The organism is Pseudomonas sp. NPDC089401, from assembly GCF_044749485.1.
Classification (GTDB): domain Bacteria; phylum Pseudomonadota; class Gammaproteobacteria; order Pseudomonadales; family Pseudomonadaceae; genus Aquipseudomonas.
Window position 1 is genome coordinate 140,448 of sequence record NZ_JBIVIA010000010.1, and the last position, 17,929, is coordinate 158,376.

General features: G+C 65.0%; 13 protein-coding genes and 1 pseudogene. 5 read left to right on the top strand and 9 right to left on the bottom strand.

The features are described from left to right. Positions 1-59: 59 nt before the first annotated feature. The 5 genes from ACIP21_RS21950 to ttgA form a co-directional block, all read right to left on the bottom strand. Positions 60-983, bottom strand: a complete 924-nt coding sequence (locus ACIP21_RS21950) for a LysR family transcriptional regulator (RefSeq protein ID WP_400691992.1) — start codon at positions 981-983, stop codon at positions 60-62. A gap of 209 nt (positions 984-1,192) precedes the next feature. Further along, positions 1,193-2,446, bottom strand: a complete 1,254-nt coding sequence (locus ACIP21_RS21955) for an OprD family porin (RefSeq protein WP_400691994.1) — start codon at positions 2,444-2,446, stop codon at positions 1,193-1,195. A gap of 360 nt (positions 2,447-2,806) precedes the next feature. Then, positions 2,807-4,261 (bottom strand): AdeC/AdeK/OprM family multidrug efflux complex outer membrane factor, encoded by a 1,455-nt coding sequence (locus ACIP21_RS21960; protein ID WP_400691997.1) that lies wholly within the window; start codon positions 4,259-4,261, stop codon positions 2,807-2,809. Continuing rightward, positions 4,258-7,410, bottom strand: a complete 3,153-nt coding sequence (gene ttgB / locus ACIP21_RS21965) for a multidrug efflux RND transporter permease subunit TtgB (protein WP_400692000.1) — start codon at positions 7,408-7,410, stop codon at positions 4,258-4,260. The genes ACIP21_RS21960 and ttgB overlap by 4 nt, the downstream gene beginning before the upstream one ends. A gap of 3 nt (positions 7,411-7,413) precedes the next feature. Then, positions 7,414-8,568 (bottom strand): toluene efflux RND transporter periplasmic adaptor subunit TtgA, encoded by a 1,155-nt coding sequence (ttgA, locus tag ACIP21_RS21970; protein ID WP_400692003.1) that lies wholly within the window; start codon positions 8,566-8,568, stop codon positions 7,414-7,416. A gap of 258 nt (positions 8,569-8,826) precedes the next feature. Between ttgA and ACIP21_RS21975 the strand changes: the two are divergent. Then, positions 8,827-9,448: pseudogene (locus ACIP21_RS21975) on the top strand (TetR family transcriptional regulator). A 101-nt stretch (positions 9,449-9,549) separates the two neighbouring features. Here the strand turns inward: ACIP21_RS21975 and ACIP21_RS21980 are convergent. Next, on the bottom strand, positions 9,550-10,998 hold the full coding sequence (locus tag ACIP21_RS21980) for an MDR family MFS transporter (RefSeq protein ID WP_400692006.1): 1,449 nt from the start codon (positions 10,996-10,998) through the stop codon (positions 9,550-9,552). A gap of 452 nt (positions 10,999-11,450) precedes the next feature. Here ACIP21_RS21980 and ACIP21_RS21985 point away from each other — a divergent pair, with 452 nt between their 5' ends. Next, positions 11,451-12,320, top strand: coding sequence for an oxaloacetate decarboxylase (locus ACIP21_RS21985; protein ID WP_400692009.1), 870 nt, complete (start codon positions 11,451-11,453; stop codon positions 12,318-12,320). Between the two features lie 19 nt (positions 12,321-12,339). On the opposite strand, the gene ACIP21_RS21990 is transcribed toward ACIP21_RS21985, so the two are convergent. Together ACIP21_RS21990 and ACIP21_RS21995 are read right to left on the bottom strand one after the other, a co-directional pair. Then, positions 12,340-12,480: a hypothetical protein gene (locus ACIP21_RS21990; RefSeq protein WP_400692012.1), complete on the bottom strand. Its 141-nt coding sequence runs from the start codon at positions 12,478-12,480 to the stop codon at positions 12,340-12,342. 78 nt (positions 12,481-12,558) lie between these two features. Next, positions 12,559-13,467 carry a LysR family transcriptional regulator gene (locus tag ACIP21_RS21995; RefSeq protein WP_400692015.1) on the bottom strand — a complete coding sequence of 303 codons (909 nt, stop codon included), beginning with the start codon at positions 13,465-13,467 and terminating at the stop codon, positions 12,559-12,561. Positions 13,468-13,570: 103 nt separating this feature from the next. On the opposite strand from ACIP21_RS21995, the gene ACIP21_RS22000 reads away from it, so the two are divergent. Both ACIP21_RS22000 and ACIP21_RS22005 read left to right on the top strand, forming a co-directional pair. Next, a complete protein-coding gene (locus ACIP21_RS22000; protein WP_400692018.1) occupies positions 13,571-14,452 on the top strand; it encodes an MBL fold metallo-hydrolase in 882 nt (293 codons plus the stop codon). 53 nt (positions 14,453-14,505) lie between these two features. Then, positions 14,506-15,120, top strand: a complete 615-nt coding sequence (locus ACIP21_RS22005) for an NAD(P)-dependent oxidoreductase (protein WP_400692020.1) — start codon at positions 14,506-14,508, stop codon at positions 15,118-15,120. A 96-nt stretch (positions 15,121-15,216) separates the two neighbouring features. Here the strand turns inward: ACIP21_RS22005 and ACIP21_RS22010 are convergent, their stop codons facing one another. After that, positions 15,217-16,110 carry a LysR substrate-binding domain-containing protein gene (locus ACIP21_RS22010; protein WP_400692023.1) on the bottom strand — a complete coding sequence of 298 codons (894 nt, stop codon included), beginning with the start codon at positions 16,108-16,110 and terminating at the stop codon, positions 15,217-15,219. A 140-nt stretch (positions 16,111-16,250) separates the two neighbouring features. Here ACIP21_RS22010 and ACIP21_RS22015 point away from each other — a divergent pair, with 140 nt between their 5' ends. Further along, the gene (locus ACIP21_RS22015; RefSeq protein WP_400692026.1) at positions 16,251-17,888 is read left to right on the top strand and encodes a 5-guanidino-2-oxopentanoate decarboxylase; all 1,638 of its coding nucleotides are present in this window, start codon (positions 16,251-16,253) and stop codon (positions 17,886-17,888) included. The last annotated feature ends 41 nt before the right edge of the window (positions 17,889-17,929 follow it).

Sequence of the window (17,929 nt, forward strand, 5' to 3'; positions counted from 1 at the left end):
GGGCCGGGCTTGGCAACCCATATAGCTGAGAATAGCCTGAAGCCACCACCATCATCAGCTCAGCGAATGGCAGCCACGCGCATTGGCGCATCCAGCGCCACCAGCGTCTCGATCATCGCCCGCGCCGCCGGCGACAAGCGGTAGCCACTGCGGCTGACCACCCCACAGCGCACACTCAGCACCTCCAGCGCCGGTGGCAGGTTGCGCCAGTGCAGGCGCACCAGCTTGCCCGTCGCCAGGTCTTCGGCCAGCGCTTCCTCGCTGGCCATGCCGATCGTGTCGCTGGCCAGCACCACGCTGCGCAGCACCGCCAGGTGCTCGGTCTGCAAGTGCGGGGTGAAGTCGCTGCGCCCGCTGAGGTTGGCCAGGCGCTTGCGCACGCCGGGGGTGAGCAGCGCGCTGGCCAGGGGGTAGGCGAACAGGTCGTTGGTCGACAGGCTGTCCTTGGCCAGCAGCGGGTGGCCGGAACGGCAGAAGAACAGGCCGGGGCGTGGGCTGAGCGGTTCGGTGTGGAAATTGGCATCGGCTTCGAAGGGGCGGATGTCGTCGACGAAGAACTCGATCTGTTCGCGACGCAGGGCCTGGCCGAGACGTTCGGCGTTGTCCACCACCAGGGCGGTGCGGATGCCGGGGTGGTGGGCGATGAAATGTTGCAAGGCTTGCGGCACCAGGCGCACGGCCAGTGCCGGGCCACTGCCGAAGTGCAGTTCGCCGGCGTCGAGCTTGGTCATCTGCAGCACCTCGTTGCTCAACTGCGCAGCGCCTTGCACCAGGCGGCGGGCGTGTTGCAGCACCACCAGGCCTTCGGGGGTCGGCGGCAGGGCCTTGCTGGCGCGGTCGACCAAGGGGCAGCCGAAGCTGTGCTCGAGGCCCTGGATGGCCCGGCTGAAGGCGGGTTGGGTGATGCCCATGGCTTCGGCGGCGCGGACGAAACTGCGGTACTCGGTGAGGGCGATGAAATAGCGCAGTTGGCGAAGGTCCATGTCGAGGCTCTGCGGTGGAACGGGGCTCGATTTAAGCGGTTGTTTTATATGTCGTCAAAGAAGGTTTATTGATTTGTTTATGCTTTTTTATTATTTGAGAAGGCATCTGGCCTCTTCGCGGGTAAACCCGCTCCCACAGGTACAGTACAGATTTCGATGTCTGTGCTGTACCTGTGGGAGCGGGTTTACCCGCGAAGAGGCCGGTGAATTCAGAGGAGATTCAGCGGGTAGCTGACGATCACGCGATTCTCGTCGAACGCGTTGGTGCTGAAATCCCGGCGCATGGTGGAGTTGCGCCACTTCACCGACAGGTCCTTGAAGGTGCCGGACTGGATCACATAGGCCAGCTCCGTCTCCCGTGCCCATTCCTTGCCGTCGGTGACGCTGCCGACGGTGACGTTGTCACCCTTGATGTAGCGGTTCATCAGGGTCAGGCCAGGGATGCCGACGCTGACGAAGTTGAAGTCATGGCGTACCTGCCAGGAGCGTTCCTTGGCGTTGTCGAAGCTGGCGTTGTAGCTGTCGTTGGCCAGGGTGCCGCCGCTGGTGCCGTTGACCCGCATCCAGGCATCGTCGCCGCTGACCTTCTGCAGGCCGACGTAGAAGGTGTGGCCTTTGTAACGTGCCGAGAGCAATGCCGAAGCAGTGCGGTTGTCGAGCTCGCCGGCGCGCTCGGCGCCGTCTTCCTTGCCGGTGAAGTAGCCGAGGTTGGCGCCCAGGGTCCACTCGCCCAGTGGCTGGCTGTGTACCAGGTTGAGGTACTGCTGGCGGTAGATGTCCTTGAGCTGTGCATTCCACAGGCCGATCATGGTGCGTTTGTCGTTGAACGTGTATTCACCACCGGCGAAGTTGAAGCGGTCTGAAGTGAAGGCCGCGCGCCCGTTGAGCGACATGTCTTCCATGCTGGCGTCGTTGCGCGGGCTGTTGCCGCGGAACTGGCCGGCGTACAGGGTCAGGCCGTCGATTTCCTTCGAGGTCAGCTGGCCGCCGCGGAAGGTCTGCGGCAGCGAGCGGCCGTCGTCCGAACGCAGGATCGGCAGGACCGGCATCCATTCGCCGACTTTCAGTTCCGTCTGCGAAATCCTGGCTTTCAGCGCCACGCCCAGGCGGCCGAAGTCGTCGGCCGGGCGGCCGTCGTCGTGCACCGGCAGCAGGTGGGTATTGGTGGTGCCTTTGCCGCCGTCGAGCTTGACCGAGTACAGGCCCAGCACGTCGACGCCAAAGCCGACGGTGCCTTGGGTGAAGCCGGAGCGGGCATCGAGGATGAAGCTCTGGGTCCATTCCTCGGCCTTGCCCTGTGGGTTGGCCGGGTCGACGAAATTGCGGTTGATGTAGAAGTTGCGCAGGTTGAGGGTGGCCTTGGCGTCTTCCAGGAATCCGCCGTCGGCGGCCATTGCCGGAAGGGCGCAGGACATGGCCAACAGGCCGGGCAGCAGCTGGCGTGCGGGTTGCGAAATGCTCATCTGTCGTGGATCTCTTGTTTTTATGGGCGAGCCGGTCTGCTGCAGGATGCGGCCTGCAGGGGCGGGTCTTTTTTGTGATGAACCGTGCAACGTTGCGTGGCCGATGTTGCGGGGCGAGGCGGGGGTGAGGCAATTCGCCGCAAACGGAACGGGGCGATAATCGAACGGAATGTTCTGTCCGGTTAATTGTTAGCCTGTGCCGGCCTCTTCGCGGGTAAACCCGCTCCCACAGGGACTGCATAGAAGCTGAAGGCTGTGCTGATCCTGTGGGAGCGGGCTTCCCCGCGAAGAGGCCGGAGCAGGCAATCCACAAACAAAAAAGCCCACCGCGAAGGTGGGCTTGAGGCTGTTGCCGGTGGATCAGCGCTTGGCCGTTTCCATCGAGGCCTTTTGCTGGGCCTGCCCGGTCTGCTCGTACCAGCCGCCGCCGAGGGCCTTGTACAGGTTGACCTCGCTGGTCAGCTGCGACAGGCGGTCGGTGATCAGCGACTGCTGGGCGCTGAACAGGTTGCGCTGGGCATCGAGGAAGGTCAGGTTGCTGTCGATACCGATGCGGTAGCGACGCTCGGCCAGGCGGTAGTAATCCTGGTTGGCCTGCACCAGGTCGCGTTGCGCCTGCAGCTGCTCTTCGAAGGTCTTGCGCGCCGCCAGGCCATCGGAGACTTCCTGGAAGGCGGTCTGGATGGTCTTTTCGTATTTGGCGACGTTGATGTCCTTCTGGATCTTCGAGTAGTCCAGGCTGGCCTTCAGGCTGCCGGCGTTGAAGATCGGCAGGTTGATCTGCGGCTGGAACAGCCAGGTGCCTTGACCACCGCTGAACAGGTGGCCCATGTCCGGGCTCAGGCTGCCGGCGTTGGCGGTCAGGCTGATGCTCGGGAAGAACGCTGCGCGGGCGGCGCCGATGTTGGCGTTGGCGGCCTTGAGCAGGTGCTCGGCTTCCTGGATGTCCGGGCGGCGCTGGAGCACATCGGACGGCAGGCCAGCCGGAACCTCGGCCAACTGGTCGGCGTCGAGCTCAAGCGGCTTGGCCATGTCGGCCGGGATGCCGGTGCCCAGCAGCACGGTCAGGCTGTTGACGTCCTGGGCTACCAGGCGTTGGTACTGCGAGTACTTGACCCGGGCACCTTCCACGGCGGTACGCGCCTGGCTCAGGTCCAGCGCGGACGCCACGCCAACCTCGTTGCTGCGACGGGTCAGGTTGTAGCTTTCCTGGTAGGTCTTCAGCGTTTCTTCGGTCAGCTTGAACAGCGCCTGGTCGGCCTGCCAGGTGTAGTAGGCGTTGGCCACGCTGGCCACCAGGGCGATCTGCGTGGAGCGGCGCGCCTGCTCGCTGGACAGGTAGGTTTCCAGGGCCTGCTCGGTGAGGCTGCGGACCCGGCCGAACAGGTCCAGCTCATAGGCGCTGACGCCCAGGGTGGCCGAGTACTGGCTGGTGATGTTGGGCTCACCGGTGGTCGACATGTTCGCCGGTACCCGCTGGCGGCTGCCGCTGGCAGTGGCCGAAACGGCCGGCAACAGGTCGGCACGCTGGATGCGGTACTGGGCGCGGTAGGCGTCGATGTTCAACGCTGCCACGCGCAGGTCGCGGTTGTTCACCAGCGAGGTCTGGATCAGCTGCTGCAGCGCCGGGTCGTGGAAGAACTGGCGCCAGCCCTGTTCGGCGGCGGCGACGTCGGCCGACTGGGTCGGCGAGTACGCAGGGCCTTGCGGCCACTGCGCTGCCACCGGCGCTTCCGGGGTCTGGTAATCAGGGATCAGCGAGCAGCCGCCGAGAATGAAAGCGGTAACCGCCAGGGTCAACAAAGACTTGGTCATTGCCCAGCCTCATAACGTGGAGTTTCAGGGGTGACGTCCTTTTCCGGCTCTTTGCTGCCGAACAGCGACGACACTGCGACGAAGAATAGCGGTACCCAGAAGATTGCCAGCACGGTCGCGCTGATCATGCCGCCGATCACGCCAGTGCCGATGGCGTGCTGGCTGCCGGCGCCGGCGCCGCTGGAGATGGTCAACGGTACCACGCCGAGGATGAACGCCAGCGAGGTCATGATGATCGGGCGCAGACGCATGCGGCACGCCTCGATCGCCGCGTCGTACAGGCTGCGGCCCTGCTCGTGCAGTTCCTTGGCGAATTCCACGATCAGGATGGCGTTCTTCGCCGCCAGGCCGATGGTGGTCAACAGGCCGACCAGGAAGTACACGTCGTTGGACAGGCCGCGCAGGCTGGTGGCGATCAGGGCACCGATGATGCCCAGCGGAACCACCAGCACCACGGCGATCGGGATCGACCAGCTTTCGTACAGGGCTGCCAGGCAGAGGAACACGAACAGCACCGAGAGGGCGAACAGCGCCGGCATCTGCGAGCCGGAGAGTTTTTCCTCGTAGGACATGCCGGTCCAGGAGAAGCCGATGCCGGTCGGCAGCTCGCCCGCGATGCGCTCGACTTCGGCCATGGCCTCACCGGTACTGTAGCCAGGCGCCGGCGCACCGAGGATTTCCATCGCCTCGACACCGTTGTAGCGCGACAGCTTCGGCGAGCCGTAGGTCCACTCGCCCTTGGCGAACGAGGAGAACGGCACCATCTCGCCAGCGCCATTGCGCACGTACCACTTCTGCAGGTCTTCCGGGCTCATCCGGGCGTTGGGTTGCCCCTGGATGTACACCTTCTTGACCCGGCCGCGGTCGATGAAGTCGTTGACGTAGCTGGCACCCAGGGCAATCGACAGGGTGTTGTTGATGTCGGCGATGGTCACGCCCAGGGCGCTGGCACGTTCGTCATCGATGGTCAGCTGGTACTGCGGCTCGTCGTTCAGGCCGTTAGGGCGCACGGCGCTGAGGATCTTGCTCTGCGCGGCCTTGGCCAGGAACTCGTTGCGCGCTTCCATGAGCTTCGCGTGGCCGACGCCGGCGCGGTCCTGCAGGAACACGTCGAAGCCGGTGGCGTTACCCAGTTCGAGTACCGCCGGCGGGGCGAAGGCGAACACCATCGCATCGCGGAAGCCGAAGAAGTGCTGCTGGGCACGGGTCGCCAGGTTGAACACGCTGTTCTCGGCCGAGCGCTCGCCCCACGGCTTGAGCATGATGAACGCCATGCCCGAGCTCTGGCCACGGCCGGCGAAGTTGAAACCGTTCACGGTGAACACCGACGACACGGTGTCGGCCTCGTCCTTGAGCAGGTACTCACGCATCTGGTCGACCACCGCCTGGGTGCGCTCGGCACTCGAACCGGCCGGGGTCTGCACCTGGGCGAACAGCACGCCCTGGTCTTCCTCGGGCAGGAACGCGGTAGGAATGCGGGCGAACAGCCAGATCATGCCGACCACGATCAGCGCATAGGCCAGCAGGAACGGCACCTTGTTGCGCAGGATGGTGCCCACGCTGCGCTCGTAGCCGACGACGCTGCGGTCGAAGTTGCGGTTGAACCAGCCGAAGAAGCCGCCCTTGGCAGTGTGGTGCTCGCCTTTCTTCAGCGGCTTGAGCATGGTCGCGCACAGGGCCGGGGTGAAGATCAGCGCCACCAGCACCGACAGGCCCATGGCCGAGACGATGGTGATGGAGAACTGGCGGTAGATCACGCCGGTGGAGCCGCCGAAGAATGCCATCGGCAGCAGCACCGCCGACAGTACCAGGGCGATACCTACCAGGGCGCCCTGGATCTGCCCCATGGAGCGCTTGGTCGCCTCCTTGGGCGGCAGGCCCTCCTCGGACATCACCCGTTCGACGTTCTCCACCACGACGATGGCATCGTCCACCAGCAGGCCGATGGCCAGGACCATGGCGAACATGGTCAGGGTGTTGATGCTGAAGCCCGCGGCGGCAAGGATGCCGAAGGTACCCAGCAGCACCACCGGTACGGTCATGGTGGTGATGATGGTGGCGCGGAAGTTCTGCAGGAACAGGTACATCACCAGGAACACCAGGACCACGGCTTCGATCAGGGTGTGGATCACGCCGCTGATCGATTCGGTGACCACCGGAGTGGTGTCATACGGGAATACCGCTTTCACCCCTGGCGGGAAGAACGGTTCCAGGTCGGAGATGGTCTTGCGCAGCGCCTTGGCGGTATCCAGGGCGTTGGCGCCAGTCGCCAGCTTGACCGCCAGGCCCGAGGCCGGCTTGCCGTTGAACTGGGCGCTGATCGCATAGTTCTCACCACCCAGGCCGACTTGGGCGACGTCGCCCAGGCGCACCTGCGAGCCGTCGGTATTGACCTTGAGCAGGATCTTCTCGAACTGCTCGGCAGTCTGCAGGCGGGTCTTGCCGATGATGGTGGCGTTGAGCTGGGTACCCGGCATGGCCGGCAGGCCACCGAGCTGGCCCGAAGACACCTGCACGTTCTGCGCGGCCACCGCGGTCTTGACGTCGACCGGGGTCAGCTGGAACTTGTTCAGCTTGGCCGGATCGAGCCAGATACGCATGGCGTACTGTGCACCGAACACCTGGAAGTCACCGACGCCGGCAGTCCGCGAGATCGGGTCCTGCATGTTGGAAACGATATAGTTGGACAGGTCGTCCTTGGTCATGCTGCCGTCTTCGGACACCAGGCCGATCACCAGCAGGAAGTTCTTCACTGCCTTGGTGACGCGGATACCTTGCTGCTGCACCTCTTGCGGCAGCAGCGGGGTGGCCAGGTTCAGCTTGTTCTGCACCTGGACCTGGGCGGTGTCGGCGTTGGTGCCCTGCTCGAAGGTGGCGGTGATGGTCATGCTGCCGTCGGAGTTGCTCTCCGAAGACACATAACGCAGGTTGTCGATACCATTGAGCTGCTGCTCGATCACCTGCACCACGGTGTCCTGCACGGTCTGCGCCGAGGCGCCCGGGTAGGTCACGGCGATGGCGATGGCCGGCGGCGCGATGCTGGGGTACTGGTTGATCGGCAGCTTCAGGATCGACAAGGCGCCGACCAGCATGATCACCAAGGCGATCACCCAGGCGAAGATCGGGCGATCGATAAAGAACTTCGACATGGTTTACTCCGCTTTGGCGTCTGCTTTGGCCGCGCTGGCCTGATCAGGGCTGCCCGGCTTCTTGACGTTGGTGGCCTCGGTGGCCTTGACCTCGACACCTGGGCGCACGAACTGCAGGCCTTCGGTGATCAGGCGGTCGCCCGGGTTCAGGCCTTCCTCGATCAGCCATTCGCTGCCTTGGGTGCGGCTGGCCTTGAGCTGGCGCAGTTCGACCTTGTTCTGCTGGTTGACCACCAGTGCGGTCGGCGCGCCCTTGAGGTCGCGGGTCACGCCCTGTTGCGGGGCCAGGATGGCGTTGGCGTTGACCCCGGCCTTGAGGCGCGCATGCACGAACATGCCTGGCAGCAGGGTGTGGTCAGGGTTGGGGAAGATCGCGCGCAGGGTCACCGAGCCGGTGGTCTCGTCGACCGCGACTTCGGAGAATTCCAGGCGGCCTTCCTGCTTCAGCAGGCTGCCGTCCTCGAGCACCAGCTGCACCGAGGCGGCGTTGTCGCCGGCCTTCTGCAACTGGCCGCTGTCCAGGTCGCGGCGCAGCTTGAGCAGCTCGGCGGTGGACTGGGTGACGTCGACGTAGATCGGGTCGAGCTGCTGGATGGTGGCCATGGCGTTGGTCTGGCCATTGCTCACCAGGGCGCCCTCGGTGAACGAGGAACGGCCGATACGGCCGCTGATCGGGGCCAGGACCTTGGTGTAGCGCAGGTCGATCTGGGCGCTCTTCAGCGCGGCCTCGGCCTGCAATCGTTTGGCATTGGCGTCGTCGAACTCCTGCTTGGACACCGCCTGCTCGTTGACCAGCTGCTTGTAGCGCTCGGCCAGCGACCTGGTCGCCTGCAGGTTGGCCTGGGCGTTGGCCAGGGTGGCTTCGTACACGGCCGGGTCGATCTGGTACAGCTGCTGGCCTTCCTTGACCTCGGTGCCTTCCTTGAACAGGCGCTTGAGGATGATGCCATTGACCTGAGGACGCACTTCGGCGACGCGATAGGCGCTGGTGCGGCCCGGCAGTTCGGAGGTCAGGGTGAAGGACTGCGCTTGCAGGGTGACCACGCCGACCTGAGGAGCCTGCGCTGCGGGCGGGGCTTCTTCTTTCTTACAGCCACTTAGCAGGGTTGCCAGGGCGACGGCGGAAACCAGAGCGGTAACGGCTGGCTTGAATTGCATGAGGATCCTCGGGTCGCAAGAGCAGGGAGACGCTCAAGAGTAATGGAAGAGTCGGGTCAGAATTAATGCTATCAGGTGGATAAATAGCTTACTAACGAATATACTTACATTCATGCTTGTTTGTAAATACCGCTGGGTACTGCTTCGCTATCATCCCAGCCCTTGATCAGCCTATCCGGGAGCCCCCCTGCAGAGGTGGCCCCGGCGGATCCCCCGCGCCGTCAACGTACCCGCGGGCCCAAATGAGGTCGCACTGCCATGGTCCGTCGAACCAAAGAAGAAGCCCAGGAAACCCGCGCCCAGATCATCGAGGCGGCGGAAAAGGCCTTCTACAAGCGCGGCGTCGCGCGCACCACCCTGGCCGACATCGCCGAACTGGCGGGCGTTACCCGGGGCGCGATCTACTGGCATTTCAACAACAAGGCGGAGCTGGTGCAGGCATTGCTCGACAGCCTGCATGAAACCCATGACCACCTGGCACGCGCCAGCGAAAGCGAGGATGAGCTGGACCCGGCGCAAGCTGCTGCTGCAGGTGCTCAACGAGCTGGTGCTGGACGCCCGTACCCGGCGTATCAATGAAATCCTGCATCACAAGTGCGAGTTCACCGATGACATGTGTGAAATCCGCCAGCAGCGCCAGGGTGCGGTGCTGGACTGCCATGTGGGCATCGACCTGGCGCTGGCCAATGCCGTGCGCCGCGGGCAGCTGCCCGCGGAGCTGGATGTGGCGCGTGCGTCCGTGGCCTTGTTCGCCTACGTCGATGGCCTGATCGGGCGCTGGTTGCTGCTGCCGGACAGCTTCGATCTGCTGCGCGACGCGGAAAAATGGGTCGACACCGGGCTGGATATGCTGCGCTTGAGCCCCGCGCTGCGCAAATGACACTTTGTTAAGGATTGTGAGGAAGTGTTTCCCTCGTCCATTAAGGCAGGATTAATGCCTTTCGGTAATCGAGCATAGAACAGATTACCGTCGCCTCAACGTCAGCGGCCGCGCAACTGACGATCCGGCAGCAGCAGCGCCGCCAGCAGCCCCAGCAGGGCAATCCCGGCACTGCCCAGCAACAGGTGGCGGAACGTCTCCAGCAAGCGCATCTGCATCACCGGGTCCGGCTCGCCCGCCCTGAGGCTGCCCAGCAGCGGATTGCCCAGCAGCTCGAAGCCGCCCTGGTGCAGCAGCGCCAGCAACAGGCTGGACATGCACGCCACGCCCATGGCCCCGCCCAGCGAGCGGAACAGGTTGGTGGTGCTGGTGGCGACGCCGATGTCGGTGCTTTGCACCGCGCTCTGCGTGGCCACCAGCGAGGTCGGGAACTGCAGCCCGCAGGCGATTCCGGTCAGCAGCATGAAGACGGCGCTGAACAGGGACTGCGGCGGGGTCATGGCCATGGCCAGGATCGCCAGCGGCATCAGCACCGCGCCCGCCAGAATCTGTGGCTTGAAGCGGCCGGTGCGGCTGGTCATGCGGCCACCGGTGAAGGCCCCCAGCGGCAAGCCCATGGCCAACGGCAGCAGATGCAGGGCGGCGCTGTCGGCACCGGCACCGGTGATGCCCTGGTAGCGCAGTGGCATCAGCATGGTCAGCGAGATCGACTGGAAGCTGGCGAAGAAGATCACCACCCAGCACAGCACTGCGACCTTGTTGCCGAACAGCCCCAGCGGCAGCAGCGGCTCCGGGCAACGCCACTCGTGGCCGACGAACAGCCCCAGGCCAATCACCGCGCAGGCGAACAGCGCCAGCACCGCAGGTGAAGCCCAGGCCTGGCCCTGGCCGACCAGGGTGATGCCCAGCAGCAGGCTGCCCAGGCCGATGATCAGCAACACGGCGCCCAGGTAGTCGACCCGAGCCTGGCGGCGCTGCATCGGCATGCCGGCCAGGGCGCGGCGGATCGCCCACAGCGCGAACAGCCCCAGGGGCAGGTTGATCCAGAACACCCAGCGCCACGACAGGTACTCGGTGAGCCAGCCGCCCAGCACCGGCCCGGCCACGCTGGCCACCGCGTACATGCTGCTGAAGTAGCCCTGGTAACGGCCACGCTCGCGCGGCGGCACGAAGTCGCCGATGATCGCCTGGCTCACCGAAACCATGCCGCCCGCGCCGATGCCCTGCAGCACCCGCGCCAGCACCAGTTGCTGCATGTCCTGGGCCAGGGCGCAGGCGATCGACGCCAGGGTGAACAGGCTGATGCCGGTGAGGATCATGCGCCGGCGGCCATACAGGTCGCCGAGCTTGCCGTAGATCGGCACGGCCACGGTCATGGCCACCATGTAGCCGGATATCACCCAGGCCAGCAGGCCGACATCGTTGAACTGCGCCGAGATGGCCGGCATCGAGACGGCGACGATGGTCTGGTCGAGGGCGCCGAGGAAGATCGCCAGCATCAGGGCGGTGAGCACGTTGCGCAGGGCGGTCGGGGGGAGGGCGGCTGTCACAGGGGTACCTTCGTATTACGGTGCTGGCCCTTTCGCGGGTAAACCCGCTCCTACAGGGACGGCGCAGCCTTCAAGGTTTGCACCGTGCCTGTGGGAGCGGGTTCACCCGCGAAGCAGGCGACGCGAATTTCCCGGGATTGTAACCCGAGTTAGGTAGCTTCCTATGTACTATCTGCATCCCCTATGCAAGATCGGCATTGGCGCATTCATCCAGTGCTGCATGGCCGCGTGATATCGTTGGTATGCCACAGAGGCTGAATTCCGCGGCCTGCACCAGCATGGTGCAGCAAAATGCCGCAGGCTTTCGCGGCCACTGTCTCCCACACCTTTTATTCCTCTGCCTGCATGTCGAGCATGACCGCCCAGATGGCGACGGTTGGAACAGGTCAGGTAGACCCGATTCAGGGGTCGGTAGCAACCGTACAATTTCTTCTTATATAAGCGGAGTGATCATGCCCAAGGCTTCCCATCAAGATCTGCGTTTTGCCTTCCGCGAGCTGCTCGCTTCAGGATCCTGCTATCACACCGCCTCCGTGTTCGACCCGATGTCGGCGCGTATCGCCGCCGACCTGGGCTTCGAAGTCGGCATTCTCGGCGGTTCGGTCGCGTCGTTGCAGGTGCTGGCCGCGCCCGACTTCGCCCTGATCACCTTGAGTGAATTCGTCGAGCAGGCCACCCGCATCGGCCGCGTGGCCCAGCTGCCGGTGCTGGCCGACGCCGACCACGGCTACGGCAACGCGCTCAACGTGATGCGCACGGTCATCGAACTGGAACGCGCCGGCGTGGCCGCGCTGACCATCGAGGACACCCTGCTGCCCGCCCAGTTCGGCCGCAAGTCCACCGACCTGATCCCGGTCGAGGAGGGCGTCGGCAAGATCCGCGCGGCCCTGGAGGCGCGTGTCGACTCGTCGCTGTCGATCATCGCCCGCACCAACGCCGGCGTGCTCACCACCGAGGAAATCATTGTCCGCACCCAGAGCTACCAGAAGGCCGGCGCCGACGGTATTTGCATGGTGGGGGTGAAGGACTTCGAGCAGTTGGAAAAGATTGCCGAGCACCTGACCGTGCCGCTGATGCTGGTGACCTACGCCAACCCCAACCTGCGTGACGACGAGCGCCTGGCGCGCCTGGGCGTGCGCATCGTGGTCGACGGCCACGCCGCGTACTTCGCCGCGATCAAGGCCACCTACGACTGCCTGCGCCTGCAGCGCGGCCGGCAGAACAAGTCGGAAAACCTCAGCGCCACCGAACTGTCGCACACCTATACCCAGCCCGAGGACTACATCCGCTGGGCCAAGGATTACATGAGCGTCGAGGAGTGACCGGCGCGGCGCCGTCGGCTCAACGGACGGCGCTCAAGGTGGCGGTGTGCGGCACGCAGTGTTCGTGCTCGCAGACGTTGGCCGCGCTGGGCTGGCTGCGCAGCAGCTCGGCGCGCCAGCAGGCCGAGCCATAAAGCGCGACGACCGCGGTCAGGGCCATGACGAGGGCTACTCTTCTTGATCTGATGCCCATGGTGCTCACCTCCTGTAACGCGACAGGTGACTCCGCTAAGCATAGTCAATAAAGGCCGCGGTCCCATGCCGGTTCGTCCTCGAACCGCTGCACCAGGAAATCCAGCATGCTGCGCAAGGTCGCCGGCATGTGCTTGCGCGAGGTGTACACCGCGTTCAGGTTCAGCTCCCGCGGCCGCGCTTCGGGCAGCAGGCGCACCAGCTCGCCACTGCGCAAGGCCTCGGCGGCCTGGTAGGTCGGCAGCATGGCGATGCCGGCGCCGGCCATGGCTGCCTTTTGCAAGGTCATCGCCTCGTTGGCGCTGATGTTCCCTGCCACAGGCACGCTCACCGGCTGCCCGTCCACCTCGAAATGCCACAGGCTGTGGCCGAAATAGGCATGGGTCAGGCAATTGTGCCGGCTCAGTTCCTCGACCCGCTGCGGCGCACCATGCTCGCGCAGGTAGGCGGGGGCCGCGCACACCACCGAGCGGCAGATGCTCAGTCGCCGGGCGATCAGGTTCGGGTCCAGGTCGTTGCTGGTGCGGATGGCCAGGTCGATGCGCTCGTCGACCAGGTTGACCGTGCGATCAAGCATCTGCAGCTCGACCTTCACCCCCGGATAACGCCGCACGTACTCGGCCACCGCATCCACCAGTTGCGCCTGGCCGAACGAGGTGCTGACGCTGATGCGCAGCGCGCCCCGTGGCGCATCGCCTGGCTGCTGCACGGCGGCCTGCAGGTCGCCGGCCAGCTCCAGCAACTGGCGGCAGCGCGGCAGGGTTTCCTGGCCGGCGGTGGTGAGGCTGAGCCTGCGTGTGGTGCGCTGCATCAACCGGGCGCCGACCCAGTCCTCCAGTTCCGCCAGATAGCGCGACACCACTGGCCGCGACAGTTGCAGGTGATCCGCCGCGGCCGACTGGCTGCCCAGGTCGACAACGGTGACGAAAACGCGCATGGCGTTGAGACGGTCCATGATTTGCCCGATTTCAGAAACAAACTATGTCCGAGGATCGCATTTTTTGTGATGAATCGGGCACCTAAGCTGTGGGCATCGTTTAAGCCGACAGGTGTTGCCAATGTCCCTTTTCACTCCCTTGCGTGGCTTGTTGCTGGCCTGCGTCACCCTGGCCGGCCCGGCGCTGGCCGCCGAGCCGTTGCAGCTCGAGGTCTATAACCCAGGCGAAGCGGCGATCTTCCCGGTCAGTTCGGTGATCGTCAGTGGCGAGAAGGACGCCATCCTGGTCGATGCCCAGTTCGGCAAGGCCCAAGCTGAGCAACTGGTGCGACGCCTGCATGCGGGCGGCAAGCACCTGACCACCATCTACATCAGCCACGGCGACCCGGATTACTACTTCGGCCTGGATACCCTGACCCAGGCTTTCCCGAACGCCAAGGTGGTCGCTTCGGCGGCCACGGTCGCCCATATCCGCCAGACCATGGACGCCAAGCTCGCCTACTGGGGGCCGCAGATGGGCGCGGACAAACCGGCGCGGCTGGTGCTGCCGCAGGTGCTCGAAGGCCATGGCCTGACGCTGGAAGGCAAAGCCCTCGACGTGGTTGGCCTGGATGGCCCGCAGCCTGATCGGAGTTTCGTCTGGATCCCTTCGATCAAGGCGGTGGTCGGTGGCGTGGTGGTCAGCGAACACATTCACGTGTGGATGGCCGACACCCAGACGGCCAAGTCCCATGCCGACTGGCTTGCCACCCTGGCGAAAATCGAAACGCTGGCGCCACGCACCGTCGTTCCCGGCCACTACCTGGGACAGGGTAGCCATTCGCTGGACGCCGTGCGGTTCACCGCCAGCTACATTCGTGACTTCGATGCCGAAACCGCCAAGGCGAGCAATGCTGGCGCTTTGATCCAGGCGATGAAGCAGCATTACCCGGGCCTTGCCGATGAAAGCTCGCTGGAGCTCGGTGCCAAGGTCGCCAAGGGCGAAATGAAGTGGAAGTGGTAGCTCCGATCAAGAGCCCCGATCAAGAGTTTCGTTCAACTGACAGGAGTGAATCCATGAGCAAGATCGCAATCATCGGTGCCACCGGCCGTGCCGGCAGCCAATTGCTGGAGGAGGCCCTGCGCCGTGGCCACAGCGTCGTGGCCATCGCCCGCGACCCGTCGCAACTGCAGGGCCGTCCGGGTGTAACCGTGCAGGCGCTGGACGCCAGGGACAGCGCGGCGCTGGAGAAGGCCGTGGCCGGTGTCGATGCCGTATTGAGCGCGGCGCATTTCTCTACCCTCGAGCCGCAGGCGGTGATCGAGCCGGTCAAGCGCGCCGGGGTCAAGCGCCTGCTGGTGGTGGGCGGGGCGGGCAGTTTACTGCTGCCTTCCGGGCAGCGGGTGATCGACAGCCCGGACTTCCCTGAAGCGTACAAGGCCGAGGCCAACGGCGGTGTGCGCTTCCTCGATGCGCTGGGTGAGGAGAAGGAGCTGGACTGGACCTTCCTGTCGCCGTCGGCGGAGTTTGTCGAAGGCGAGCGCAGCGGGCACTACAGGCTGGGCAAGGATCACTTGCTGATCGGGGCTGACGGCAAGAGCTGGATCACCTTTGCCGATTTCGCTATCGCCCTGCTCGATGAACTGGAGAAGCCGGCCCATTCGCGGCAGCGTTTCACCGTCGGCTACTGAGTCGCCTGCTTCGCGGCGGTTCGACGCCTTGATGAACCCGCTCACACAAGGGCAGCACTGCTTTCGAATTCAGTGCTGACCCCTGTGGGAGCGGGTTTACCCGCGAAAGGGCCCTTGTTGGCTGGCGCGCTCTTCCAGCCAATCAAGCAACTCCAGCAACCCCGGCGGCAGGCTTCTGGCCTGGCTCACCAGGTAATACCCCTTGCCGGTAGGCACCTTCAGCGCAAACGGCATGCACAACCGCCCCCCGCGCAGGTCATCGCCGATCAGCGACCAGTCGCCAATCGCCACACCGGTTCCTTGCGACGCCATGGCCATCGCCATGTCCAGCGTCTCGAAGTGCTGCTTCGGCCCCTGTGCCTCGAGCACCATGCCAGTCGCCTGCAGCCACAGCCGCCAGTCATGTTCGTCCCTGGATGGGTGCAGCAACATGTGCCGCGCCAGGTCCTGAACCTGGCGCAACGGCACCGGCCCTTCCAGCAAGGATGGCGCACACACCGGCGTCAGTTGCTCGTCGAACAGCTTGCGCACCAGCAGCCCATGATTGGGTGCGTCGCCATAGACCACCGCCGCATCGAAGCCTTCGCGACGAAAATCCACGCCATGCTGCACCGTGGTGGTCAGTTCCACCGGCACGTCCGGCCGCAGCGCCTGCCATTCCATCAACCGTGGCAACAGCCAGCGCATCACGCAGGTGGGCGCCTTGAGCTGCAAGGTGGCATTGCGCCCGCCCACTTCGCGCACACCTTGCTCGATCAGCCCGAAGATCTGCTGCACCCGGGGCAGCCAGTCCTGGCCCTCGCGGGTCAGGCTCAGGCCGCGGGCCTGGCGCTGGAACAGGGCATAGCCCAGGTGCGCCTCGAGCCCGGCGATCTGCCGGCTGACGGCACCCTGGGTGATGTGCAGCTGCTGGGCGGCGCGGGTGAAATTGCAGTGCTGGGCGGTGACCAGGAAGGTATGCAATGCGGGCAGGGGCGGGAGACGTTTCATTGCTCTAAGCCATGAATACAGGACATGGCTAGTATGTGTTTTTTTGCCTTGTGGCGGTAGCGCTGGGTTGGGTCCAATGGGTACAGATTTCAACGACACCATTCAACGAAACCACTCAACAAAAACAAGGTGAAAACCCGATGGCTACCTGCGGCGAAGTACTGGTCAAACTCCTCGAAGGCTATGGCGTCGACCATGTCTTCGGCATTCCCGGTGTACATACCGTGGAGCTCTACCGGGGCCTGGCCGGCTCGTCGATTCGCCACATCACCCCGCGCCACGAGCAGGGCGCCGGGTTCATGGCCGATGGCTATGCGCGGACCCGTGGCAAGCCGGGCGTGTGCTTCATCATCACCGGCCCCGGCATGACCAACATCACCACCGCCATGGGCCAGGCCTACGCCGATTCGATCCCGATGCTGGTGATCTCCAGCGTGCAGTCACGCGATCAACTCGGCGGTGGTCGCGGCAAGCTGCACGAACTGCCGAACCAGGCTGCGCTGGTGGCCGGTGTGGCGGCGTTCTCGCACACGCTGATGAGCGCCGATGACCTGCCACAGGTGCTGGCCCGCGCCTTTGCCGTGTTCGACGGTGGGCGGCCGCGCCCGGTGCATATCGAGATCCCGCTGGACGTGCTGGTGCAGCCGGCCGACCATCTGCTGCCGGGCCGCCCGGTGCGCAGCAGCCGTGCCGGCGCGGCCCCGCAGGCGGTGGCGGCGATGGCCGAACGCCTGGCCAAGGCCCGTCGGCCGCTGATCCTGGCCGGTGGTGGTGCGCTGGCTGCCGGCGTGCCATTGGCCCGCCTGGCCGAGCATCTGCAAGCGCCTGTGGCGCTGACCATCAATGCCAAGGGCCTGCTGCCGGCCAGCCACCCGTTGCAGATCGGCTCGACCCAGTCGCTGGTCGCCACCCGCGCCCTGGTGGCGGAGGCAGATGTGGTGCTGGCCATCGGCACCGAGCTGGCCGAGACCGATTATGACGTGACCTTCAAGGGCGGATTCGAGATCCCGGGCAGCCTGCTGCGCATCGATATCGACCCCGATCAGACGGTACGCAACTACCTGCCGGAGCTGGCGCTGGTGGCCGATGCCAAGCTGGCGGCGCAGGCATTGCTCGAGGCCCTGGGCGATCTGCCGCCGCCGGTGCGTGATGGCGCTTGGGGCGTGGTGCGCGCGCAGCGTCTGCGTGACACGCTGGCAGCCGGCTGGGACCAGCCAAGCCGGAGCCAGACCCGACTGCTGACCAGCATTCTGCAACGCCTGCCCAACGCCGTGCTGGTGGGCGATTCGACCCAGCCGGTGTACACCGGCAACCTGACCCTGGACATGCAGCAGCCCCGGCGCTGGTTCAACGCTTCGACCGGTTACGGCACCCTGGGCTATGCACTGCCTGCCGCGATGGGCGCCTGGCTGGGCAGTGCCGAGCAAGCGTGCGAGCGTGCGCCGGCGGTGTGCCTGATCGGTGATGGCGGGCTGCAGTTCACCTTGCCGGAACTGGCCAGCGCGGTGGAAGCGCAGGTGCCGTTGATCGTGTTGCTGTGGAACAACCAGGGCTACGAGGAAATCAAGAAATACATGGTCAACCGGGCCATCGAGCCGGTGGGGGTGGATATCCATACCCCGGACTTCATTGGCGTGGCGCGGGCCCTGGGGGCCGAGGCCGAGCAGGTGGTCGATGTCGAGCAACTGCAGGCGGCGCTGGGCAGGGCGGTGGAGCGCAAGGGGCCGACCTTGATCCAGGTGGACCAGAACCAGTGGCAGGCGGTGGTAGCAGGCTGAGGTCAGGTGTAATCCTGTGCCGGCCTCTTCGCGGCTAAAGC